Consider the following 23593-nt stretch of genomic DNA (forward strand, 5'->3'; position numbering starts at 1 on the left):
TTTAACCTCACAACTAGAGTTGAACATGTTTAAATTTAACTAAGATGGCTGAACCACTCAAGAACGTATATAACGACGAATTCTTCGATAAACTTACAAAAGCTTTAAATGGAGTAGTTATAGATTTTGACAAGAAAACCTTCTTAAAAGAAATCTATACAGGTAATTGGGACCAAAAAGAACTTAAAGATCGAATGCGCCATATTGCTTTATGTCTGCACAATCAGTTCACACCCAATTATCAAGACAATGCTAATTTATTAGTTCAGTTGATTGAGCAACTAAAGGAAAATGGTATTAAAGAAAATAGTTTTGAATACATGTTTCTTCCAGATTATATTGAAGTGTTCGGCTCAAATCACCTTGATGTTTCAATAAATACGATAGAAAAGGTTACCCAATTTACCAGCTGTGAATTTGCCGTTAGACCATTTATTATTAAAAATTCTGATAAAGTTCTTAAGCAAATGCTAGAATGGTCTAAGCATAATCATCCTATGGTGCGTCGTTTGGCAACAGAAGGGTGTAGACCTAGATTACCATGGGCAATTGCATTACCAGAGTTAAAAAAAGATCCTATTCCTATTTTACCGATTTTAGAAAATTTAAAGAATGATTCTTCTGAATCTGTTAGAAGAAGTGTGGCCAATAACTTAAATGATATTTCCAAAGACAACCCTGAAGTTGTTATAACTATTGCTAAAAAATGGTTGGGGAATAGTCCTGAAACAGACTGGGTAGTAAAACATGGGTGTAGAACTCTATTAAAACTAGGTCATCAAGAGGTATTGCCTTTATTTGGGTTTGGTTCTGTTAAGAATATAAAGATTGAAGATTTTAAAGTCCTTACTCCAAAAATAAAGATTGGTGATTCTCTTGGCTTTAGCTCAATTATAAAAAACACCAACAATAAAGGTGCTAAACTACGCTTAGAATATGCTTTATATTATAAAAAAGCTAATGGTAGTTTATCTAAAAAAGTGTTTAAGATTAGTGAAAAAATGTACCCTGAAAAATCGTCTACACGTATTGAAAGAAAACAACCTTTTAAACTAATTACCACAAGAAAATTTTATCTAGGTGAACATAAAGTAGCTATAATAATAAACGGCAAAGAGTTTGAAGCCTTGCCATTTGAATTGGTTTGATTTTATTAAATTAAAAACTTATTAACTTCGGTTGCTGGCACCCGGACGCCTGGTCTTCGCATTGCTTTTTTGGTTAAATCTATATACAAAAGTCAGCATGTATTTTGGCCCCAACAATTTTCTGTGTGATTGATAGGAAAAATCTTCGCCAGTTCTAGTAATTATTTGTTCTCTAGAGTCCAAAATATTGCGTGCGTTTAAAGTAATCGTCGCTTTATTGTTTAGGATGTTTTTATTGAATCCTAAATCCATAAAGTAATTAGATTTTGTAATGCTTTGTGCATTTTGGTTTTCACCATTGTATCTAAAGCTAGCCTGAAAATTAATATCAGACGGTAGTTTAATACGTGTATTTAAACGTGTAAACCAAGTGCTATCATCAAAATCAAAACTTGTAGCTTTATATCCACCGCGCTGTTCGAAAGAAAAATAATTAAACTCCCCTGATAGTTGTAACCATTTTACAGGCTGGTAATTTGCTGATAACTCAAAACCTAAACGGTCTTCACTGTCTATATTAATCGGTTTGGTTATTAAAACATCCTCATTATTTCTTTCTGTAAAAAACTGAAACGGATCATCTGTATTCTGAAAATATACAGAAGGATTGATCCGTAATTTCCCGATTCTTGTTAAGAATCCGAATTCTAACGAATTGGTCAATGCAGGATCCATATCTGGATTTCCTTGACGTTGTACATTGATTTGGGCCAATCCTCCAAAAGGATTTAAAAACCAGAATCCCGGACGATTAATTCGTCTACTATAACTTAACTGCATGCTCGTTTTCTCAGAAAAGTTATAGGTAAGGTGTGCCGTTGGAAAAAACTTAGTGTATTCTTTAGTGTCGTTAAACTCATCTTTTACATCGGTAATATCAATTTTAGTGAATTCAGCCCGCAACCCTAACTGATAACTAAACTTCTTTAGTTTACTTGAAAATTGTGCGTAAATACCACCAATATTTTCTTGATAATCTAGATCATTAGCGATATTATTAAAAATCTGCCATTCGCCGCCATCAAATGTTTCAACTTTATAATCACTGGTAATCACTCTCGTTTCTCCACGCAAACCAGTTTCAAAAGATGAATTCTCATTGAATGGATTTACAAAATCCAGCTGCACTAAGAAGTCTTTACTGCTTTCTATATCTCGGGTTCTTAAAGGGCGATCATCAACAAAGATTGAACCAGTTTGAGTGGTATTTAGAGTTTCATTTTCGTCATCATCCCAAAAGTCATACTGAAAATCTAGGGTTAGTTTTTTATCTTTTTTATCAAACGTTTTGACATAACTTAACTCTAGTTGATTATGATCTTGAGGCTCATAATATTTCTCATTTCTGAACACAGTACTCACCGAACTTTTGATATTATTAAAATAATCATAGGTATAATCAACATTATTATTTCTTTTAATAAATACATGGTAAAAAGATGCTGTTAATGTGTTTTTTGGATTGATGTTATAATCCGTTCCAAAATAGATAGTCGTTAGTTCAGAATTCCTGTAACTATCTACGTTTTGGTCCAATAAAACCTCTTCATCATTGATAACTGAACTTTGAAATACATCTTGTCTAATCTCATTATCTACAAAGCGATAACCTATAGTAGAGAAAAAGTTAAACTTTTCTAGCTTGTAGTTAAGGTTTGCATTTGTATTTACATCTGCTCTAATCGCATTGCTAACGCTGAGCGATCCGTTAAATCCACCTTGAGTACTCTTCTTCAAAATTACATTAATAATACCTGCCGTCCCAGCCGCTTGATAGCGCGATGATGGATTGCTTACCACTTCTATCTTTTCAATTTGTTGTGCCGGAATCTGATCTAAGCCATTATTAGCCACCAATACAGATGGTTTACCATTGATCAAAACAGTAACGTTATTGTTTCCGCGTAAGCTTACAGCACCGTCTAAGTCTACAGCTACCGATGGTACATTTTCAAGGATTTGCACCAACGAACCATTTTGAGAAAGTAGGTCTTTACCTACATTAAATACTTTTTTATCGAGCTTGAGATCAACTGTAGATTTTTCTGCAACTACTTCTACTTCGTCTAAGGTTTGTTCATCTATTTGCAATAAAATAACTCCTAAGTCAACATTTTTAATAAGTTTAATTGTTGTTTCATAACTTTTATAGGAAATAAATTCAACTTTAACACGATAGTTGCCTGGTTTTATATTCAAACTAAAAACACCTTGTTCATTAGTAATTGTTCCTTCAATAAGGTTTTCTCCATCAAAAATTGTGACCGTTGCAAATTCCATTACTTGTTGGGTTTCAGCATCTTTTACTATTCCAGATATATTCTTTTTTACAGTTGAGGAGTTTCCGAAAGCAAACAAAGAAATCAACATCAAACAAAGTGCTATTAATATGCGTATCATTATTTTTTAAATTTTAATTGATACTGCAAAGGATCATTTTTTATATAAGCGATTTGAAGAAAGTAGACTATTGAACCTATACAACACTCAAATAGAACTTTTCATAGAGTAAATCTAATTAAGGGGTAACTAAGCTTAATTAATAGGTATTTAAAGCGAATTTGTCTAAATAACAGTTCTCTCACTGGGATTCTCATTATTTTTGACACATGCAGAACTATTTTTCTAAAGTATTGGACTATATACAAGATCGCCGTTGGTTAGGGCATGTGCTTTTTTGGGTTCTGTTTTTTTTAATTCAGACCTTAAGTACTGGATCTGAATATTATGCAACTTATCAAGTGGCTACCCATAAGTTTATCATGCTCTTTCCTAAAATAGCAGCTGCATATTTACTTATTTACTATCAGATCCCTCAGCTTTTATATAAGAAAAAATATTTGCTGTTTGCTATATCCTTTTTAGCTACTAGCTATATCTTTTCGGTATTAGCACGTATAATGGTTGTTCATATAGTGGAAGAATTGATAAGGCCAAAACCTTTTGCGCAAGAATCTATAATGGAAATTCTTACTGATGTAAAAAGGTTATATACTAACTATTATTTGGGTGTTTATTTTCCAGCATTACTATTATATATTATAAAACTTATTAAAGAAAAATCATTTGAAAGAAATCAGTTAGAAAAGTTAGAAAAAGAAAAATTTTCGGCAGAGTTAAACTTTTTTAAAGCACAAATACATCCTCATTTTTTGTTTAATACATTAAATAACCTATATACACTAACACTTCATAAATCTGATAAGGCCTCTGAAACAGTCTTAAAGCTTTCTGAGATCTTAGATTATATGCTATATAAGTGTAATGATGATCGCGTAGCTATTGAAAAAGAACTGAATTCTATTCAGAATTATATTGATCTTGAGCAACTGCGTTATGGCGATCGCTTAGAGCTTATATTCACTAAGGATGTCGACAACTTACAGACCCCTATAGCACCTCTTATTCTAATGTCCTTAATAGAAAATGCCTTTAAACATGGGGCTAGTGGCACCATAGACAAACCATTGATTAAAATAGATATTAGTGTAAAAGATAAACAGCTAGCCTTTTCAGTATTTAATACAAAAACAGCTACCAAACAAGCAGACGAAACCAATTTTAAAAGTGGTATTGGCCTTAATAATATTAAGAATCAGTTACAACTTATTTATCCTGATAAACACCAGTTGGAAATAAATGAGCAAGAACTGTCGTACCATGTGAAACTTAACGTAGATTTGGGGTAAGAACTATTTCAAAACTACTTTTCTATTTGTTTTTATGAAAACCAAGTGTGTGATCATTGATGATGAACCTTTAGCCATAGAGTTGATTAAAAGCCACGTGTCGAAATTTCAGAATTTGGAACTCGTTGGTACAGCTGCCAATGCAGTTGAAGGCTTAGAAATATTGCAATCGAAACAAGTAGATCTGCTTTTTTTAGATATTCAAATGCCTATGCTTACAGGCATTGAATTTTTACGATCACTTAACAATCCGCCCAAAGTAATCTTTACCACGGCCTACAGAGATTATGCTTTAGAAGGTTATGAATTAGATGTAGTTGATTACCTTTTAAAACCAATTTCTTTTGATCGTTTTTTTAAAGCAGTCAATAAATACTTTAAAACGGTTGAACCGAAAAAAACGATACCTAACACCATTGAACAGGCTGAAGATGTAAATTCTTACATCTATGTAAATGCCAATAAAAAACACTTTAAAGTATTCTTTGATGACATTCTCTATGCCGAGAGTTTAAAAGATTATGTGCGTATCCATACTAAAAACAATACCATAACCACCAAAGAAAAAATCAGTGATTTCGAAAAAAAACTACCTTCAACATTTCTTAGAACTCATAGATCGTATATTGTTAACTCTAAAAAAATAACTGCTTATACGGCTCAGGATATTGAATTAGGGGAAATTGAAATCCCTATTGGTATCAGTTATAAACAACTGGTTTCAGATTTTTTAAAGAGCTAAATAAAATTATTTCAAATTAAGATTAATTTCCTTTTTCAGAAATATATACGTAACCAAAGTAGAAAGAATATCTGCTATGGGGAAGGACATCCATACACCATTAATACCAAAAAACCTAGGCATAATAAATACAAGAGGAATTAAAAATATTCCTTGTTTTAATAAGGTTAAAAATAAAGCCGGATATGCCTTTCCAGCAGCTTGAAAATAAGCTGATCCTATTAATTGCGTAGTGATTACTGGTGTTGCTAAAAAAGCAATAATTAAAGCATTTGGTGTTAACTTCAATAAGTCTTTGTCTTCAGTGAAAATTCCAACAAGTTCAGTTGGAAATATCATAATTAAGATAAAAATTAAAGCTGCAATTCTGGTTCCGAAAAGAATAGACGTATTAATAGTCTGTTTAACTCTATCTACATTATTTGCTCCATAATTATATCCTGCAATAGGTAAAAATCCTTGGGTTACTCCTAAAACTGGAAACAATGCAAACATCATTACTCTATTAATAATTCCATAGATGGCAATGGATATTTCTCCTCCATATTTAAACAAGGTGTAATTCAATACAATTACTAGTAAACTAATGGTTCCTTGTCTAGCAACTGTAACACTACCTAAAGCAAAGATTTCTTTGAAAATTGAGTTATTAATTCTAAAATATTGTGGAATGATTCGCAGCTTCGATTTCTTTGAAAGAAAGAACCATAAAACAAATAATCCTGAAACTCCATAAGAAATTGACGTTGCTAAGCCAGCGCCATACATACCCCAATCTAAATATTTTATAAAAACAATGTCTAAAATAATATTTGCAATAGCGGCAAAAATGAGGGTTAGCATAGCATAATTAGGTTTACCAACTGCTCTAATAACTGGATTTGCCATCATAGCAAATGCCAAAAAAGGAACGCCCCAAATAATAACTTCAAAATACGCTTCTGCCGGATTGACTATATTACCATTTGCTCCAAATAATTGTAGGATTGGCAAACAAAAGAAGGTGCCAAGTAGAACAAAGAAAAAAGACAACGCAATAGTTAGGCTAATCTGATTTCCAAGTACTTCAAATGCCTTTGAGGTATTCTTTCCTCCTAATGCCCTAGAAATGATTGAACTTCCTCCAACTCCAATCCCCATACCAATAGAAGAAATTAAAAATACAATTGGTAAAACTACAGTGATTGCAGCTATTGCCATTACACCAATCCAACGACCAACAAAAATGGTATCAACTATCATATTAATAGACATAATAAGGATACCAATAGAGGCAGGAACGGCTTGTTTTAATAATAGTTTACTAATCTTTTCGGTGCCCAATATATTGACCTGTCGATTCATGCTGACTTTTAGGATTTTTAAATATCAACATAATTCAAGTTCAGAAAAGAAAACAGAATGTTAATTAAGCAATAATTAACACCAAATTCTCTTTTTTTAAGATTTTCTTATGAGTTTAGGAAGGCGGAATAAAATTTATTGTAAAAGCAATTCCTTGTTATTCATTCATCTTTTGTAAAAACTCTCCCATTTTTTGATGTACAATATTCATAGCTTTTAAAGGACGTACCATAACCTTTAACGATTTTAACTGCCCTTGATCATTGAATTTAATTATATCTACACCCTCAACGGTAATACCTTCAATTTCGGTTTTAAATTCTAAAACTGCGTGATCATCTTTTGAAACTTCATTAACATAGTCAAAGCTTTCATTGGCAATTATTTGCTCAGCTGCTAGTAAGTACATTTTTACAAAAAACTTGCCTTCAATGGGTGTGAAAACTACTGGTGAATAGAGTACTGCATCTTCAGCAAGAAAATCGTCCAATAATGACACATCTCTATTTTCGATAAACTGATGCCAGGTTTTTAATCCTTTTAATTGATTCATACTATTTTATTTGGGTAATCCTAAAATATAATATCCTAACTTCTTACCGTTAGTTTTCGTAGCTGCTTCCATTTGCCAAGTATAAGAATCATCTTGTATGTCATCTAACAATTCATTTATATCATCAAAAGTATACATTCTTGGCATCGATGCTTGCCCATCCCAAGCATAAAAAATAGGGATGATCGGTATCAAATAAGTAAATATAATTTGCTTTAAAGATAATGGCTTGCAAAATGGTGTCATAAATAACACCATTACAAAGAGAATTACTAGTGAAATTGGTAATAATAACCACCATAATAACAACGGCATCTTATTTTCTGCAATTTCATAGATTAGTAAAGGCTGTCTGTTTTCTTGAGCCGATTTTAAAATTTGCTTCGCTTTATCTGGAGGCATGTGATGAAAACTATTCATCATCGTTTTTAATCCTGCTTGTGCTTGGCTAAAATTAGTCGCGTCAAGTGATTCTTCTTGATAGGCAATATGATTGAGCTGTTGATTATTAATATGATTTATATACTCTTTGTTAGGGTATAAATCTGTTAATATTAAAGAGATAGGCTTGTTATTCTCCTTATTCAAATGCTGAATTACCTCTGGCATAATACCTCCTGAGCCTGAACCAATATCTACTACCCAATCAAAAGAATACATCTCTTTGATTTTAAGTAGTAATCCTGCCAACACTTCTTTGGTGCCCATTATTTTATGGAGTACAGCAATAAGATTTGTCATACTAGAGCGTATCCAATTTGGAAACCAAGAAAAATCTTCGAATTCAAATAGTTGGATTCGTTTCATAATATCAAATAAATCTAAAGTGGAATATTTCCGTGCTTACGCTTAGGGCGATCTACTTTTTTTCCTTCGAGCATTGCAAAAGCTTTGATCAATTTTCTACGAGTTTCCTCAGGTAAAATAACCTCATCAATAAATCCTCGTTGTGCTGCGCGATATGGATTTGCAAACTTTTCAGCATATTCAGCTTCTTTTTCAGCCAATTTAGCTTCATGATCTTCCGCTTCTGCGATTTCTTTTTTAAAGATAATTTCACTGGCTCCCTTCGCTCCCATTACAGCAATTTCAGCAGATGGCCAAGCAAAATTCATGTCAGACCCTATATGCTTTGAATTCATTACGTCATAAGCTCCTCCATACGCTTTACGTGTAATTACACTCACTCTAGGCACCGTAGCTTCACTCAATGCATATAATAATTTAGCTCCATTGGTGATAATAGCATTCCATTCTTGATCTGTTCCTGGTAAAAATCCTGGTACATCTACCAATACTAACAGTGGAATATTAAAGCAATCGCAAAAACGGGTAAACCGAGCTGCTTTTTTAGAACTATTCACATCTAAACATCCCGCCAAACTCATTGGTTGATTGGCAACTATACCAATACTTCTTCCTGCCAGTCTCGCAAAGCCAACTACAATATTTTCGGCGTAGTCTTTATGAATTTCGAAGAAAGAATCAGTGTCCGCTATACCATTTATTACCACACGCATATCGTACGGCTTATTGGCATTTTCAGGAACAACAGCAGACAACTCCTCACGATACTCATCCCCTAAATCAAATGATAGCTGTTTAGCCGTTTCTTGATTATTTTGAGGCATAAAACTCAACAATGTCTTTATATCTTCTAAGCATTGTACATCATTTTCTGAGGTCAAATGTGTTACCCCAGATTTAGTTGCGTGCGTAGAAGCTCCACCTAATTCTTCTGAGGTTACTTCTTCATTTGTTACTGTTTTAACCACATTTGGACCAGTAACAAACATATAACTAGAATTCTCTACCATTACAGTAAAGTCGGTCATTGCCGGAGAATACACAGCACCGCCTGCACAAGGCCCCATAATAGCAGATATTTGCGGAATCACCCCCGAAGCCTGTACATTTCTATAGAAAATATCGGCATAGCCTCCTAAAGAGCGAACACCTTCTTGAATACGTGCTCCACCTGAATCATTTAAGCCAATTAATGGAGCGCCCACTTTTACGGCCAAGTCCATAATTTTACAAATCTTTTCAGCATGCGTTTCTGATAATGACCCTCCAAAAACGGTAAAATCTTGAGCGAAAATATAGACCAACCTTTCATCAATGGTTCCGTAACCCGTAACTACACCATCGCCATAAAACTGTTGTTTATCCATACCAAAATCAGTGGTACGGTGCGTCACTAAAATACCAACTTCTTCAAAAGAACCTTCATCTAATAAATAGTCGATACGTTCACGAGCTGTTAATTTTCCTTTTTGGTGTTGACGCTCGATTCGCTTTTCTCCTCCACCTAATTTTGCCTTAGCAATTTTATCTTGTAGTTTATCTATTTTAGATTTCACGAGTTGGTACTTTTAAGGTTTGCTGTTCTTCCAAATACATTTTCAAAGCTATTTTTGCGGCTATTTCAGCTTCTGTTTTATAGGTCTCTTCTAATAATTCTTTTGAATAGTATTTCTTTACAAAATGTGTGTCAAAATTTCCTGAAGTAAAGGCTTCATGTTCACAGACGAACTTTCCAAAAGGCAATGTTGTTTGAATTCCTATTACTTTATAATTAGCTATGGCATCTTTCATTAATTCAATCGCTTCATTACGTGTTTTTCCATAAGTTATGAGTTTGGAAATCATAGGGTCGTAATAAATAGGTATTTCCATACCTTCTTCAAAACCATCATCAACACGAATATTTTCACCTTTCGGTGGATTATATACTTCTAGAGTTCCAATACTTGGCAGAAAATTATTCAATGTATCTTCAGCATACACGCGTAATTCTAAAGCATGACCATTAATATCTAAATCTTCTTGTTTAAAGGATAGTCTCTCACCTCTTGCAATCTTAATTTGTTCTTCAACAAGGTCAAGACCAGTGATCAGTTCGGTTACAGGATGCTCTACCTGCAAACGCGTATTCATTTCGAGGAAATAGAAGTTCTTATTTTCATCCAATAAAAACTCTACAGTACCTGCACCTAAATAATCACATGCTTTTGACACTTTTACAGCGGCTTCACCCATTTTTTCACGGATTTCTGGAGTCAACACACTCGAAGGAGCTTCTTCAACCACTTTTTGATGACGGCGTTGCACACTACATTCACGTTCAAATAAATGAACTGTGTTTCCATGACTATCTGCCAATACCTGAATTTCAATATGACGTGGTGAACCGACATATTTTTCAATAAATACAGAGCCGTCTCCAAAAGCGGATTCTGCCTCAGAAATGGCCCGTTTCATTTGTTCGGTGATATCTTCTTCCTTTTCTACAACTCGCATTCCTTTTCCACCACCACCAGCAGAAGCTTTTATTAAAATTGGGTATCCTATTTCTTTGGCTATTTTTTCAGCATATCTGACATCGGTAACCGCTTCATCAATTCCAGGTACCATTGGAATATCATAATCTTTAACAGCGTCTTTAGCTGCTAATTTGCTTCCCATTACCTTAATGGCTTTTGACTTTGGGCCTATAAATATGATTCCTGATTTTTCAACTGCTTCAGCAAAATCTGAATTTTCACTTAAGAATCCATATCCCGGATGTATCCCTTCAACATTTAAAGATTTTGCTACTTCAATAATTTTATCACCCAATAAATAAGATTGGTTTGAAGGAGCAGGACCTATACACACTGCCTCATCTGCAAAACGAACATGCGGTGTATTTCTATCAGCTTCAGAAAAAACAGCTACTGTTTTAATTCCCATTTTTTTTGCTGTGCGCATAACTCGTAGCGCAATTTCACCTCTATTTGCTACTAATATCTTCTTCATCTTATTCCATTTCGATTAATAGTTCATTTTTTTCAACCTTGTCTCCTGCTTTAATTGTAATTGATTTTACAATACCATCCTTGGGAGCCACTAAGGTGTTTTCCATTTTCATAGCTTCTAATACTAAAATACCATCGCCTTCTTTCACTTCTTGTCCTTCTTTAATATCTACAGAAACTATTAATCCTGGCATTGGGGCTTTTAAATCGTTTGCCTTTTTAACTGAAGATGCTTCTAATCCTAACTCTGTAATTAACATATCTAATTCGTTAGAAATAGCTACTTCGTAACTATTTCCATTAACCTGAACGGAATATTTTTTTTGATTAAAATCAGGTGATATTATTTTAGTATCGAAAGATTGATTATCCTTTAAAATATGATAATCGTTTTTGTTTTTTTGAAAGTAATCTAAGCTTTTAATTTCTTCATCAGAAAAATCAAAATCATACGATTCATTGACCTTTACTTTAAATGATCGACTCATAAAGAATTTTGTAATTAGAATGGCTAAAATAATAATTTAAACTAGGCATTGCTAATTAAAAAATAGCTAGTAATTTTGCACTGTTCTCATAAAGGGGTGCCTATAATCGGCTGAGATCATACCCATTGAACCTAGAACAGATAATGCTGTTTAGGAAAGTGAATAAAATGAAGCCTAGCTTCATTAAATAAAACAAATTATTAATTAAGAATAATTACCTCTTTTTATTCGGTTAAAATTTTAATCGATGAAAAATTTATTTCTATTCTTGACATTACTGATACTTTCGGTCAGTATCTACGCTCAAGAGAAAAAACAAGACACAACTAAAGTTGAAAAACTAGATGAAGTTCTGGTTAAAGCTGTGCGTGTAAAAGCGAATGCACCTGTAACACATTCTAATCTCACTAAAAAGGAAATTGCTAAACGTAATTTAGGGCAGGATATCCCTATGTTATTGAATTATTTACCATCGGTTGTTAGCTCTTCTGATGCTGGGGCTGGTATAGGTTACACTTATTTAAGAGTTAGGGGTTCTGATGCAACTAGAATTAACGTCACCTTAAATGGTATACCTTATAACGATGCAGAAAGTCAAGGGACTTTTTGGGTAAACCTTGGCGATTTTGCTTCTTCAACTCAAAGTTTACAATTACAGCGTGGCGTAGGTACATCTACCAACGGTTCTGGCGCTTTTGGTGCAAGCTTGAATTTATTAACCGACGCTATTTCTGATACTGCTTTCGCAGAAATTTCAAATTCGTTCGGTTCTTATGCAACTAGAAAACATACTGTAAAACTAAGCACGGGGTTAATTAATGATAATATTGAAGTTGTTGGTCGTTTATCTAATATTTATTCTGATGGATATATTGATAGAGCATTTACAGATTTAAAATCATATTTTTTACAGGCTTCTTATATTGATGATAACACCTTAATTAAAGCTTTGACTTTTGGTGGAAAGGAAAAAACCTATCAAGCTTGGTTTGGTTTAACGGCTGAGCAGTTAGAAGAAGATCGTAGGCAAAACCCTTATACTTATGAAAATGAAACTGATAATTATGAGCAAAATCACTATCAATTTCATTGGAATGAAAGACTAAGTGATAGTTGGTCCACAAATATTGGGTTAAACTATACTAAAGGAGAGGGTTTCTTTGAGCAATTTAAAGAAGAAGAGTCAGCAGCTGATTTTGCCAATCTAATTGAAGATAATAGTGATGTTATTGTTAGAAGATGGCTTGATAATGATTTTTATGTTGCTAATTTTAATGTGAACTTTAAAAACGAGAAAATAGATTTTATTACTGGATTATCTTATAGTAATTATACTGGTGATCACTTTGGGGAAGTAATTTGGGGAAGTGATTTATCTTCAAACACAAATATTAGAGATCGATATTATTTTAGTGATGCCAAGAAAATTGATTTTAGTATTTTCTCTAAAGCAACTTATAATTTCAATGAAAAGTTAATTGGATTTTTAGATTTACAAGGTCGTTTTGTAAACTATGAAACAGACGGGTTAACTTCAGATAGAGAGCCAATAAATGTTGATGAAAATTTTAGTTTCTTTAACCCTAAGCTAGGTTTTACGTATATTTTAAACGCAAATAATAGTATTTACGCTTCTTATGCTAGAGCACAAAGAGAACCTAATCGTGATGATTTTGAAGACAATACAGCTGTTAAACCTGAAAAATTAAATGATTTTGAATTAGGTTGGAGGTTAAAAAATAAAAACATTCAACTAAACACCAATGTCTATTACATGGCCTATAAAGATCAATTGGTTTTGACGGGTGCTATTGACGATGTAGGAGCAAGAGTAAGAGCAAATAGTGATAAAAGTTATCGTCTAGGATTAGAAATTGATGCACAAATAAGAATATCTAATCAATTATCTATTAGCCCAAATATTGCAATCAGTGATAATAAAAATCAAGATTTTGTTACACTAAAGGATGGTGTTTTACAAAATGTAGGAAATACGTATATTTCATTTTCACCAAGTTTAATAGCAGGAAATGCTTTAACTTATCAACCAATAAAAAATTTACAATTTAGTTTCTTATCAAAGTATGTTGGTGAACAATATATGGGTAATATCGATGAAGAAAGTTCTAAACTAGAAAGTTATTTTATTAATGACTTAAATGCCATATATGAAATTAAGCCAAATAAGATCTTTAAGTCAATAATATTATCCGCTTTAGTAAATAATATATTTAATAAAGAATATGTTTCTAACGGATATTTCGGTTCTTTTGATTTTCCTGATGTTAACAGCCCTTCTGGTACAACAACAGGGCATTTTACAGGGTTCTATCCGCAAGCTACCACAAATTTTTTAGTAGGAGCGACACTAAGATTCTAAAATAAAAAACGAGGAAAATTCCTCGTTTTTTTATTTTTTTACAATTTCAAAATTGTTTGATTCCCAATTTAAAATTCCTCCTTTAAGGTCATAAACTGTATAGCCTTGTGAACTTAGTTTAGCAGCAGCTTTTCCACTTCTTCCACCACTTCTACAGTACAAATAAACTGGTTTAGATTTATCTAGTTCTTGAGTTATTAAGCTTATGAAGCTATCTTCATAAAAATTAATATTCTTAGCATTTTTTAGATGACCATCAGCAAATTCTTCTGGACGACGAACATCAATTAACTGAACTTCTTTATTTTTAATAGCAGATTTAAAACCTGTTGCTACTAGCTTTATATCTTCACCTTTTGTTTGTTTAGCTTCCGATTGTTTTACTTCAACTGAACCGTTTTTTTCTTCTTTACATGATAAAGAAAAAAGAATAGTTAAAACCAATAACAATTTTAGAAATTTCATTTTTGATAATTGAATTTTAATTCTTTAGAAGTACCATCCTTTTGTTTCATCAACACATAAACATTCATTTCATTATCGCTGATTTTTTCAAAGGTCATTCCATCAAAATAAACTGTTTTATCTGTAATTTTTACTAAAGGAAAATCAACTGTTTCATCCTTGGTTTCCCAACCTTTTAAATCTCCATGAAAATGTTTTAACTGAAGAATTAAAGATTCTTTTACTTGTCGGATGATTTCTATTTCATAGAAAGATACTTTACCATTGTTAATCAATTTAAAGGCAGCCATCATAGAATCACCTGATGGTTTACTCCAATTTTCTTCTGTAATACCGCCAAACGCTTCACCTTTCCAATTACCTGCTATCCAAACTACATCAGCCAATTTAGCCTTTGGAGCAGTTGATAAACTATCTAAACTAAAAATATGGTCTGTAACTTGCTTCTGTGCATTTAAATTGAATGCTAATAGAAATCCGAAAAGTAAATAAAGGTGCTTCATAATATAATCTTTACTTAAAGACGATTTACTTCAAGGTAGTTGGACAAACATAGTCTGTTTTCTTAATACCAGTATTTTTTATTGCTCCATAACCACCCGCTACATCTACCACTTTGTGAAACCCTCTTGCTTTTAAAATAGAAGCCGCAATTACAGAGCGATAACCTCCTGCGCAGTGCACATGAAATTCTCTATCCGTTGGAAAATCAGAAACATGCTGGTTGATAAAGTCTAAAGGCGTATTCGATACACCTTCTATATGTTCACTTTGATATTCTCCTGGTTTGCGAACATCATAAACCAAAGCATTCTGTTCATTAATTCTAGTTTCTAATTCAGCTGCAGAAATAGATTCCAACGAATCAATTTCTTTGCCTGAGCCTTTCCAAGAAGTAAAGTTTCCTTTTAAGTATCCAATTGTATTGTCGAAACCAACACGAGATAATCTTGTAATTGTTTCTTCTTCTCTCCCTTCTGGTGCTACTAGCAAAATAGGCTGTTCAATATCCATAATTAAAGCACCTACCCATGGTGCAAATCCACCATCAATTCCAATAAAAATAGAACGAGGAATGAATCCTTTTATAAATTCTGATTGATGACGAACATCTAACACTAAAGCGTCAGTTTCGTTAGCTAATCTCTCGAACTCATCGGGGTTTAAAGGCTTTGCTCCCTTATCAAGAATTTTGTCAATACTTTCATAGCCTTCTTTATTTAGCTTTACATTTAACGGGAAATATTGCGGTGGTGGTAACAAACCATCTGTCACTTCTTTTACAAATTCTTCCTTTGTCATATCAGCTCTCAAAGCATAATTAGTTTGCTTCTGATTACCAATTGTACCAACTGTTTCTTTACTTAAATTCTTACCACATGCAGAACCCGCTCCATGAGCAGGGTACACAATTACATCATCTGCCAAAGGCATAATTTTACTTCTTAAACTTTCATATAAAATGCCTGCAAGGTCTTCTTGAGTCATATCTGCAGCTTTCTGGGCTAAATCTGGCCGACCTACATCACCTAAAAACAAAGTGTCTCCACTAAAAATAGCGTGATCTTTTCCACTCTTATCTTTTAACAAATAAGTAGTACTCTCCATAGTATGACCAGGAGTATGTAATGCAGTAATTGTTATATCACCTATCTGAAAAACCTCATCATCCTTGGCAATATGCGAGTTAAAAGATGTTTGAGCTGTTGGTCCATAAACAATCTTTGCTCCAGTTTTTTCCGCTAAAGTTACATGACCACTTACAAAATCTGCATGAAAATGCGTTTCGAAAATATATTTGATCTTCGCGTTATCTTTTTGAGCTCTCTTTATATATGGCTCTACTTCTCGTAAAGGATCAACAATTGCCACTTCGCCATTACTTTCTATATAATATGCCCCTTGAGCTAAGCACCCTGTATATATCTGTTCTATATTCATAATCTTTTCTTTATGCTACAAATTTAATGACTATTTCTAGTTGTAAATCTGATTTTTGTCATAAAATACTGTTAATCAAGATTGACTTGATTGACATATTTGCTGTACTTTCTTTCTTTCTTTTCTTTTTTATAATAGTAATCAACACCCTCTTGAATACTCATAAAGAAGTTTTTAGCTCCAATTTTTTCGATCAAATCACTTTTAGCCAAAGCATCTCTTACTGGGCCTTTAACACTTGTGATATAAACTTCAACATCTTTATCTTTATACTTATCTGTTAACTCACTCAACGTGGAAGCGCCAGTGCTATCAATATTATTAATAACCTCAGCATCAATAATAATCGCTTTTAACCCGTCTCCTTTAGCATTGGCAAATTCGTCTATCTTTTCTTTAAAATAGTTCGCATTGGCAAAATATAAACGAGCATCAAACCGAACTATTAGTATCTCAGGATGCTCTTCTACATCATCAAATCTAGAGATGTTTCTGTAAAAATGTGTTGTGCCAGGCACTTTGCCTAACACAGCCATATGTGGCATAGATGAGTCAAAAATTACTGCAAAAATAGACACTAAAACACCAACCATTATTCCTTCTTTAACACCTATGGTTAGCGTAACTATAAATGTTACCAACATCATTAAAAAATCTTTTTTATTTGTTTTCCAAAGGAATTTAATATCGTCTATCTTTATTAAGCTAAAAACAGCGACAATAATAATTGAGGCTAAAACTGTATTGGGTAAATAATAAAATACCGGCGTTAAAAATAACAATGTAAAAGCCACAAATAAAGCAGCAAAAGCATTTGCCATTGGTGTTTTGGCACCTATTTCTTTATTCAGTGCAGATCTGGCAAAACTTCCTGAAGATGTATAAGAGTTTATCATCGATCCAACAATATTACTCATCCCTAATGCTATTAATTCTTGATTGGCATTTAATTTAGGATTAGCATAATCCTCATCTATTGCTTTAGCAATTGAAATTGCTTGTAAAAATCCTGTAAAAGAAAGTGTAAGGGCTAAAGGGATTAATTTATAAAACAGATCGTAATTTAATTTAGGAATCTCAAAAGCAGGTAATCCCTTCGGTATCTCTCTAACAATTTCTACACCACCAAAATACTCTTTAAAAGAGCTCACCAATAGAATACCTAAAACTACTACAATTAATGGTCCAGGTATTCGTCTATTTACTTTTCTTAAACTATATACTATTAAAATAGATATACCTCCAATCAATAGGCTCTTTAAGTGAATCGTAGATAAGCTGTTAAAAATATCGTAGATCAAATTTTGGATTCTATTACTACGTTCTATATTTATCTTCAATAATCCTTTAAACTGGTTAAATCCAATAATTAAAGCTGCCGCAGTTACAAATCCTGTTAAAACGGGTTTTGAAAGAAAGTTAACAATGAATCCTAGCTTAAAAACACCCACAATTACCTGAATACATCCGGTTATTAAGGTTAAAGCCAAAACAACTACGATATAATTTTCCGGATTTACCGATGCAATAGCAGAAACTCCTGCTGCGATAATTAAAGAATCTATTGCAATTGGGCCCGTTGCTAATTGCCTAGATGTACCAAAAATGGCATACATTACTTGCGGAATCAATGCTGTATATAATCCATAAATTGGAGGTAAACCTGCAATTAATGCATAGGCAATTCCTTGGGGGATTAAAATAATACCAACCGTTAAACCAGCTATAAGATCACCTTTTAAAAAAGAAAAAGAATAATTAGGGAGCCAATCTAGTATTGGTATGTATTTTTTCAATCGGTTAGTTATTATCTAACAAATGTAGCAGATTTTAATAACTTTGACTTATGAAGATACAAGTGTTATTTTTTGGTATTACACGAGATATTATTGGTAAAAGTGCAAATGATTTAGATGTTTCGGAAAGTATTTCGGTTTTTGATTTAAAACAACAACTTATTCAGCAATATAAAGAGTTAGACGCCTATAGTTTTTCGGTCGCTGTTAATGAAGCTTACGCGGAAGAAAATCAGATGCTAAAAGACAATGATATTGTTGCTTTAATACCTCCCGTGAGTGGAGGTTAATTAAACTCTTAAATACTTTTTATCAATATAAAAAGTACCAAAAGGAATAATAGAAGCTGCTAACACCCACATAAATGTTTTAGTATCCCATTGCATTTTATCTTTTATTAAATACGCTAAAACTATATAAGTTATAAATAATAAACCATGTGGCATTCCAAGTAATTTAACATAGGTTTCATCACCACCGATATATTTAATTGGCGTTGCAATAAATAGCAACAAAATATATGATAGTCCTTCTAAAATACTTATAACTCTAAATGTATTTTTCATAATCAAAAAATATGACTGCAAAAGTACAACCCGATTCGCTAACTTTGTAATAGAATCTGTTAAAAAATGACTGAAAATAGTTCGGTAAAAATTATAACGAAAGCACTTAATATACAAGAATGCTATGATTTTGTAAGAGATGCTTCATGTGGCGGCATTGCCTTGTTTGTAGGTACGGTTAGAAACTTAACGCAGAATAAAGAAGTAACTTTACTCGATTTCTCTACTTACCAAGCTATGGCTTTAAAAGAAATGCAGAAAATAGCTGATAAAGCTTTAGCCGATTTTGATATTTTAAAGATTACTATTCATCATGCTGAAGGAAAACTCAATATTGGTGATATACCCGTAATTATTTCCGTTTCTGCTCCTCACAGAAAAGCTGCTTTTGCTGCTTGCCAATTTGCTATTGACAACTTAAAAGAAACTGTACCCATCTGGAAAAAAGAGCATTTTATAGACGGTGAAGTGTGGGTAAATGCTACACCTTAATTAATATATTTTGTCCAATCATCGCTTTCTGCCACTTTCTTTAATTCTTTGTTTTTATTCTTCAAAAATTTTGTCATATAATTTTGTAGAAATAATTTATCAACTATTTTGCCTAGAACACCAAAAGGGGAATAATATTCAAATTCATCTATCATAACAGTTTTATTCCTTTGTTCCTTAAATCTATGGACATGTTGCATTGATTTAAAAGCACCTTTTAGCATTCTATCACTAAACATAGCTGGCTTATTAAATTCAGTAAGTTTTACTGTCAGTTCTTGATAGATCCCTAAATGTCTTGCTCTCCAAGTAACTGTATCTCCTAACTCTATTAAACCAGTAGTTCTTCCTGCTACAACTTCTTCATTTGTCCCAGTTGTAGAGTTCTTATGCAAATCAACACTTCTAGCCAAATCAAAAACACGATTAATAGGAGCATTTATTTCTGTTTCAAGTTTTATTATTGGCATTACTTTTAATTTTAAACTATCTCCATCTTCTTTAACAAAAATGAAGCATTCATATTCTGGCAAATGCCATCTTTTAATTTATAATCAAAATAGAGTTCGTCGTTAATGATTTCAGCGTCAAAATAATAGTTTTCTACTTCTATTAATTCTTTTTCTATTTCGCATAAACTTAGGTCGTGTGTGGCAATAATTCCTGTAGAGTTAGAGGCAACCAATTTTTGTACAAACTTTTTAGAACCAATGGCTTTATCGGTACTATTGGTGCCTTTTAATATTTCATCTAGAATGATAAAATAGTTTTCATTTTTAATTTCTTCCACTATAAACTTTAAACGTTTTAACTCTGAAAAGAAATAGGATTCATCATCAGCTAACGAGTCTGAAGTTCTCATACTAGTTATCAATTTAATTGGTGAATAGTTGAAAGATTTTGCACAAACAGGTAAACCAATATTTGCCATTAAAATCCCCAAAGAAACTGTCCGTAAAAAAGTACTCTTGCCAGCCATATTCGCACCTGTAATAATAAAAAATTGCTGATTTTCAATCTTGAAATCATTATTTATTCTATGTTCTCTTCTCAATAGTGGGTGCCCAAATTGTTCTGCCTTAATAACATCAGAATCACTATTGATTGCCGGAGAAACATATTCTGGGTGATTAAAAGCAAAGTTCGCTAATGAATTTTGTGCATCAAAAAAAGCAATCACTTCAAACCAACTTTCCACTTTAGGTGCATATTGTAAAATCCATTTCTCTACTTTAAAAGCTTCATGAGTATCTCTTAAAAAAAAGGCATTCCCTAATATGGCAATAATTACATTATTTCGTTGATCTAAAGCATCCAATACCTTAGAGAATTTTGCAAAAATTACTGAAGATTTTAACTTTTCGGTCTTAATTTCATCTTGTTTTTGCTGTAAAAGTGATGCCGAGAATGTTTCAGATTCTATTTCATTTAATAATTTGTGGTATTGCTTAAAAGTATCTTTTGCCTTATCTGCTTCTTGGTAAATAGTGTTTACTCTTTTAAGATACATTCCTGAAACCCCTAAACCTATAAAAAACCAAATAAGTACTACCGAAAAAGGAAGTAGACTAAAACTTAATAACGTAATTAAGGTTATAGAAATAATAGAGAATACTAATGCTAAATACGTAATAAATGACGGAAAAATAGCTTTGTAATTTGTCATCCATGACGTTATCGATTTCGCAGAATGCTGCACTTTTACCAAACGTGCAATTGCAGAGAATTGCTGCCTCCATTTTGGCATTGCAGATAACTCTTTAATCGCTTCTTGTTTTTCTTCAATTTCTGAAATATTGTTTGAAGTTAATAATAAAGCTAATCTCTTTCTGCCTTCATCGATAGTGGTTCTATTGGTATATTGAAAGAAAGATCCTCTACCAAAAAGGTCTATATCATAACTATAAAAGTGTGTTGGATCAATAAATTCTCTGCCTTCATCTAACTTTAAATAATTTCCAGCTAAAGCATCAATTTCAACTTGATTGATCTTAACTAATTCTGTTGTTAAATCTCTTTTGTATTGTAAATCTGTGTGGCGCAATAATAAATACACAAAAATTGAAATTCCCGCCAAAGCTACTAAACCCATTGCGGTATAATTCCCAAAAAAGAAATAGGTTCCGAAACCTGTAAGTAAAAATACCAGTAATCGCAATGAGCTTGAAGTCGTTAATTGATTCTTTAAAACAGTTAATTCGTTTGTGAATTTCTGTTTTTCTGTATTATAAAATTCTTTTGGATGCTGCATTAGTAATTAGTAATTCCGCCCTTAAGGCTCAACACATTTAGGTGAGGGTGCTTTGCTTTTATTCGTTGTGTGGCAATATAACTCGAAATACCTTTGTTGCAAACAATCACATATTCATTATCATTTGCAAAATTTTGTTGCTCAATATTTAATATTGATAATGGTGTTTTTTGATGAACCTGAAAAGGTAACTTGGTGTTTTTATCTTCTATAACAGATATTATATTTAGATTTCTAGATGCTTCGCCATGTAGTAATTTTTGCCGTAACGCTTTCGCGGAAATTAATAACGATTCTTCTTGAAGTTCACAATTAGGATCGTGGTATGTTTCTGTTTTAAACAGCTCTTCTATTTTCTCCTTACTGAAGGATTTTTTAAGTTTCATTTTAAACTGAGAGCTCTCTAAACTATTGTAGATCAATAATTCATTCGCTAACGCTTTACCTATACCAGTGACTAATTTTAAAACTTCATTGGCCTGCATTAAACCAATAATTCCAACAATAGTATTTAATGTACCAACCTCAGAACAATTGGGTACTTGTTGCTTTGACATCTCCGGAAAAGCATCTCTCAAATTGCAGCCATAGGCTGTTTTAGCAATCTTAATATTAAAACTGGAAACATAACCGTCAAACTTATAGAGAGAACCATAAATCAATGGTTTCGCTTTTAACACACAAGCATCATTGAGCAAGTATTTAATGGGTAAACTATCTGTACAATCTAGCACATAATCAGCCTTAGCAATTAAATTGAATACGTTCTTTTTAGAAACAGGTTTTTTGCTAGTGCTAACTTTTACAAAAGGAGAAATTGTGTTTATATGAGCTGCTAACACTTCTATTTTCAACTTACCAATATCTTCTGTTTTGTAGAATACCTGACGGTGTAAATTTGACTCAGAGACCTCATCAAAATCTACTAAATGTAAGTACCCTATTCCACTTGCTGCCAAGTAAACTACCGCTGCATTTCCCAGTCCACCACAACCAACCACCAAAACTTTAGTCTCTAGTAGTTTTCGCTGACCTTCTTTGCCGATTTCTTGCAAAGTGGTTTGTCTTAGATATAGCTCTTCTTTTGTAATCTTCTTCATCTATGCCAATACTTCTTTTCCTTTTTTATTTAAAAAATATACATTCTCCTTTATATCATAATAATCTTTCAAATCATTTAATCGCACTGCATATTGTAAGTCACCAAACCCATTTACTGTTTCACTCCTTTGCCAATGTAAGAGTTCTCTAATGATACATTTCTTATCATGTTTGCCGTTCTGAATTATTCTTAATGCATTATAGGCAATTGAATCCAATCCATTAGTTCTCTCTAAATTCTTTAAATGTTGCTTAATAGCTATATCTAAATATTTGAATTTGTGATTTTTCTTAAAATTAAAAGCCTCTAAATCTTCTTTGACACCTTCAACGTAAAGATTCCAGCATTCATTAACAAATAAGAGATCATTCCGCGAAAGCTTTACTTTATTTTCATACAAATTTCGGAATCCATTATTAGGTGAGTAATCTGCTAAAGTTTGCCAGCCATCTCCTCCTTTTTCTCTGCCAACGCAGATCAAGTAATATGAAATATCTTTTCTATAATACTTCAATAAATACGAACATAAAGCCATTAAATTGACTTGGCAAAAAAGATCGTATTCAAACCAAAGAACAACTTCTTTATAATTTGATAAATCCTCAATACCAACGAGTTCTTTGATTGTTTTGTCATAATATTCAAGCTTATCTACTTTTAATTCTCTTTCAAAAAAATTATAGCGTTGCATCCAAAAGTCATCACTTCCAACATCTTTTACCAAAGGACCATCACATAACATTTCTCGCCAAACAATTCGATCACCATTAAGTTTACTTTTCTCTAAAAGATACAAAGTGCTATCGCCATTTAAAATGTGAACAGCAGCATTCATA

22 protein-coding genes are annotated in these 23593 nt (G+C 32.6%); 6 read left to right on the forward strand and 16 right to left on the reverse strand.

The window, feature by feature from the left end:
* The first annotated feature begins 44 nt into the window (after nt 1–44).
* Nucleotides 45–1148 carry a DNA alkylation repair protein gene (locus AC1EUV_RS02870; protein WP_480197152.1) on the forward strand — a complete coding sequence of 368 codons (1104 nt, stop codon included), beginning with the start codon at nt 45–47 and terminating at the stop codon, nt 1146–1148.
* Nucleotides 1149–1169: 21 nt separating this feature from the next.
* Here the strand turns inward: AC1EUV_RS02870 and AC1EUV_RS02875 are convergent, their stop codons facing one another.
* On the reverse strand, nt 1170–3548 hold the full coding sequence (locus AC1EUV_RS02875) for a TonB-dependent receptor (protein WP_480197153.1): 2379 nt from the start codon (nt 3546–3548) through the stop codon (nt 1170–1172).
* A gap of 209 nt (nt 3549–3757) precedes the next feature.
* On the opposite strand from AC1EUV_RS02875, the gene AC1EUV_RS02880 reads away from it, so the two are divergent.
* Nucleotides 3758–4837, forward strand: coding sequence for a sensor histidine kinase (locus tag AC1EUV_RS02880; RefSeq protein ID WP_480197154.1), 1080 nt, complete (start codon nt 3758–3760; stop codon nt 4835–4837).
* 34 nt (nt 4838–4871) lie between these two features.
* Nucleotides 4872–5579 carry a LytR/AlgR family response regulator transcription factor gene (locus tag AC1EUV_RS02885; protein WP_480197155.1) on the forward strand — a complete coding sequence of 236 codons (708 nt, stop codon included), beginning with the start codon at nt 4872–4874 and terminating at the stop codon, nt 5577–5579.
* A 6-nt stretch (nt 5580–5585) separates the two neighbouring features.
* Here AC1EUV_RS02885 and AC1EUV_RS02890 read toward each other — a convergent pair whose 3' ends face one another.
* The 6 genes from AC1EUV_RS02890 to AC1EUV_RS02915 form a co-directional block, all read right to left on the reverse strand.
* Entirely contained in the window at nt 5586–6923 is a 1338-nt protein-coding gene (locus AC1EUV_RS02890) for an MATE family efflux transporter (RefSeq protein WP_480197156.1), read from the reverse strand.
* A 157-nt stretch (nt 6924–7080) separates the two neighbouring features.
* Nucleotides 7081–7476, reverse strand: coding sequence for a nuclear transport factor 2 family protein (locus AC1EUV_RS02895; RefSeq protein ID WP_480197157.1), 396 nt, complete (start codon nt 7474–7476; stop codon nt 7081–7083).
* Between the two features lie 6 nt (nt 7477–7482).
* Nucleotides 7483–8283 carry a hypothetical protein gene (locus AC1EUV_RS02900; RefSeq protein ID WP_480197158.1) on the reverse strand — a complete coding sequence of 267 codons (801 nt, stop codon included), beginning with the start codon at nt 8281–8283 and terminating at the stop codon, nt 7483–7485.
* A 14-nt stretch (nt 8284–8297) separates the two neighbouring features.
* A complete protein-coding gene (locus AC1EUV_RS02905; RefSeq protein ID WP_480197159.1) occupies nt 8298–9839 on the reverse strand; it encodes an acyl-CoA carboxylase subunit beta in 1542 nt (513 codons plus the stop codon).
* Complete coding sequence (accC, locus tag AC1EUV_RS02910) at nt 9829–11277, reverse strand: acetyl-CoA carboxylase biotin carboxylase subunit (RefSeq protein ID WP_480197160.1); 1449 nt, start codon at nt 11275–11277, stop codon at nt 9829–9831. Before accC ends, AC1EUV_RS02905 begins: the two co-directional genes overlap by 11 nt.
* 1 nt (nt 11278) lies before the next feature.
* Nucleotides 11279–11764 carry an acyl-CoA carboxylase biotin carboxyl carrier protein subunit gene (locus AC1EUV_RS02915; protein WP_480197161.1) on the reverse strand — a complete coding sequence of 162 codons (486 nt, stop codon included), beginning with the start codon at nt 11762–11764 and terminating at the stop codon, nt 11279–11281.
* A 247-nt stretch (nt 11765–12011) separates the two neighbouring features.
* Between AC1EUV_RS02915 and AC1EUV_RS02920 the strand changes: the two genes are divergently transcribed.
* Nucleotides 12012–14144 carry a TonB-dependent receptor gene (locus AC1EUV_RS02920; protein ID WP_480197162.1) on the forward strand — a complete coding sequence of 711 codons (2133 nt, stop codon included), beginning with the start codon at nt 12012–12014 and terminating at the stop codon, nt 14142–14144.
* A 30-nt stretch (nt 14145–14174) separates the two neighbouring features.
* On the opposite strand, the gene AC1EUV_RS02925 is transcribed toward AC1EUV_RS02920, so the two are convergent.
* From AC1EUV_RS02925 to AC1EUV_RS02940, 4 genes are all read right to left on the reverse strand, one after another.
* Nucleotides 14175–14609 carry a rhodanese-like domain-containing protein gene (locus AC1EUV_RS02925; RefSeq protein ID WP_480197163.1) on the reverse strand — a complete coding sequence of 145 codons (435 nt, stop codon included), beginning with the start codon at nt 14607–14609 and terminating at the stop codon, nt 14175–14177.
* The gene (locus AC1EUV_RS02930; protein WP_480197164.1) at nt 14606–15112 is read right to left on the reverse strand and encodes a DUF6265 family protein; all 507 of its coding nucleotides are present in this window, start codon (nt 15110–15112) and stop codon (nt 14606–14608) included. Before AC1EUV_RS02930 ends, AC1EUV_RS02925 begins: the two co-directional genes overlap by 4 nt.
* A gap of 25 nt (nt 15113–15137) precedes the next feature.
* On the reverse strand, nt 15138–16550 hold the full coding sequence (locus AC1EUV_RS02935) for an MBL fold metallo-hydrolase (protein ID WP_480197165.1): 1413 nt from the start codon (nt 16548–16550) through the stop codon (nt 15138–15140).
* Between the two features lie 71 nt (nt 16551–16621).
* A complete protein-coding gene (locus AC1EUV_RS02940) occupies nt 16622–18346 on the reverse strand; it encodes a SulP family inorganic anion transporter (protein WP_480197166.1) in 1725 nt (574 codons plus the stop codon).
* Nucleotides 18347–18396: 50 nt separating this feature from the next.
* On the opposite strand from AC1EUV_RS02940, the gene AC1EUV_RS02945 reads away from it, so the two are divergent.
* Complete coding sequence (locus AC1EUV_RS02945; protein ID WP_480197167.1) at nt 18397–18636, forward strand: MoaD/ThiS family protein; 240 nt, start codon at nt 18397–18399, stop codon at nt 18634–18636.
* Here the strand turns inward: AC1EUV_RS02945 and AC1EUV_RS02950 are convergent, their stop codons facing one another.
* Nucleotides 18637–18912, reverse strand: a complete 276-nt coding sequence (locus AC1EUV_RS02950) for a DUF3817 domain-containing protein (RefSeq protein ID WP_480197168.1) — start codon at nt 18910–18912, stop codon at nt 18637–18639.
* A 66-nt stretch (nt 18913–18978) separates the two neighbouring features.
* On the opposite strand from AC1EUV_RS02950, the gene AC1EUV_RS02955 reads away from it, so the two are divergent.
* Nucleotides 18979–19404, forward strand: a complete 426-nt coding sequence (locus AC1EUV_RS02955) for a molybdenum cofactor biosynthesis protein MoaE (RefSeq protein WP_480197169.1) — start codon at nt 18979–18981, stop codon at nt 19402–19404.
* Here AC1EUV_RS02955 and AC1EUV_RS02960 read toward each other — a convergent pair.
* Genes AC1EUV_RS02960 through AC1EUV_RS02975 form a run of 4 tightly spaced genes read right to left on the reverse strand, consistent with a single transcriptional unit; the run spans nt 19401 to nt 23592 of the window.
* Complete coding sequence (locus AC1EUV_RS02960; RefSeq protein WP_480197170.1) at nt 19401–19874, reverse strand: SRPBCC family protein; 474 nt, start codon at nt 19872–19874, stop codon at nt 19401–19403. The two genes, AC1EUV_RS02955 and AC1EUV_RS02960, sit on opposite strands and share 4 nt — an antisense overlap.
* Before the next feature lie 11 nt (nt 19875–19885).
* Nucleotides 19886–21655 carry a MutS-related protein gene (locus AC1EUV_RS02965; RefSeq protein ID WP_480197171.1) on the reverse strand — a complete coding sequence of 590 codons (1770 nt, stop codon included), beginning with the start codon at nt 21653–21655 and terminating at the stop codon, nt 19886–19888.
* The gene (locus AC1EUV_RS02970; protein WP_480197172.1) at nt 21655–22755 is read right to left on the reverse strand and encodes a HesA/MoeB/ThiF family protein; all 1101 of its coding nucleotides are present in this window, start codon (nt 22753–22755) and stop codon (nt 21655–21657) included. Before AC1EUV_RS02970 ends, AC1EUV_RS02965 begins: the two co-directional genes overlap by 1 nt.
* On the reverse strand, nt 22756–23592 hold the full coding sequence (locus AC1EUV_RS02975) for a DUF1835 domain-containing protein (RefSeq protein ID WP_480197173.1): 837 nt from the start codon (nt 23590–23592) through the stop codon (nt 22756–22758). It abuts the gene before it with no gap.
* Nucleotide 23593 lies beyond the last annotated feature (1 nt).

The organism is Maritimimonas sp. 2304DJ26-3 (assembly GCF_056591635.1).

Excerpts from the sequence above, each read along its gene's own strand:
- AC1EUV_RS02870 (WP_480197152.1), top strand. The coding sequence starts at position 45 with ATGGCTGAACCACTCAAGAACGTATATAACGACGAATTCTTCGATAAA.
- AC1EUV_RS02875 (WP_480197153.1), bottom strand. The coding sequence starts at position 3,548 with ATGATACGCATATTAATAGCACTTTGTTTGATGTTGATTTCTTTGTTT.
- AC1EUV_RS02880 (WP_480197154.1), top strand. The coding sequence starts at position 3,758 with ATGCAGAACTATTTTTCTAAAGTATTGGACTATATACAAGATCGCCGT.
- AC1EUV_RS02885 (WP_480197155.1), top strand. The coding sequence starts at position 4,872 with ATGAAAACCAAGTGTGTGATCATTGATGATGAACCTTTAGCCATAGAG.
- AC1EUV_RS02890 (WP_480197156.1), bottom strand. The coding sequence starts at position 6,923 with ATGAATCGACAGGTCAATATATTGGGCACCGAAAAGATTAGTAAACTA.
- AC1EUV_RS02895 (WP_480197157.1), bottom strand. The coding sequence starts at position 7,476 with ATGAATCAATTAAAAGGATTAAAAACCTGGCATCAGTTTATCGAAAAT.
- AC1EUV_RS02900 (WP_480197158.1), bottom strand. The coding sequence starts at position 8,283 with ATGAAACGAATCCAACTATTTGAATTCGAAGATTTTTCTTGGTTTCCA.
- accC (WP_480197160.1), bottom strand. The coding sequence starts at position 11,277 with ATGAAGAAGATATTAGTAGCAAATAGAGGTGAAATTGCGCTACGAGTT.
- AC1EUV_RS02915 (WP_480197161.1), bottom strand. The coding sequence starts at position 11,764 with ATGAGTCGATCATTTAAAGTAAAGGTCAATGAATCGTATGATTTTGAT.
- AC1EUV_RS02920 (WP_480197162.1), top strand. The coding sequence starts at position 12,012 with ATGAAAAATTTATTTCTATTCTTGACATTACTGATACTTTCGGTCAGT.
- AC1EUV_RS02925 (WP_480197163.1), bottom strand. The coding sequence starts at position 14,609 with ATGAAATTTCTAAAATTGTTATTGGTTTTAACTATTCTTTTTTCTTTA.
- AC1EUV_RS02930 (WP_480197164.1), bottom strand. The coding sequence starts at position 15,112 with ATGAAGCACCTTTATTTACTTTTCGGATTTCTATTAGCATTCAATTTA.
- AC1EUV_RS02935 (WP_480197165.1), bottom strand. The coding sequence starts at position 16,550 with ATGAATATAGAACAGATATATACAGGGTGCTTAGCTCAAGGGGCATAT.
- AC1EUV_RS02945 (WP_480197167.1), top strand. The coding sequence starts at position 18,397 with ATGAAGATACAAGTGTTATTTTTTGGTATTACACGAGATATTATTGGT.
- AC1EUV_RS02950 (WP_480197168.1), bottom strand. The coding sequence starts at position 18,912 with ATGAAAAATACATTTAGAGTTATAAGTATTTTAGAAGGACTATCATAT.
- AC1EUV_RS02955 (WP_480197169.1), top strand. The coding sequence starts at position 18,979 with ATGACTGAAAATAGTTCGGTAAAAATTATAACGAAAGCACTTAATATA.
- AC1EUV_RS02960 (WP_480197170.1), bottom strand. The coding sequence starts at position 19,874 with ATGCCAATAATAAAACTTGAAACAGAAATAAATGCTCCTATTAATCGT.
- AC1EUV_RS02965 (WP_480197171.1), bottom strand. The coding sequence starts at position 21,655 with ATGCAGCATCCAAAAGAATTTTATAATACAGAAAAACAGAAATTCACA.
- AC1EUV_RS02970 (WP_480197172.1), bottom strand. The coding sequence starts at position 22,755 with ATGAAGAAGATTACAAAAGAAGAGCTATATCTAAGACAAACCACTTTG.
- AC1EUV_RS02975 (WP_480197173.1), bottom strand. The coding sequence starts at position 23,592 with ATGAATGCTGCTGTTCACATTTTAAATGGCGATAGCACTTTGTATCTT.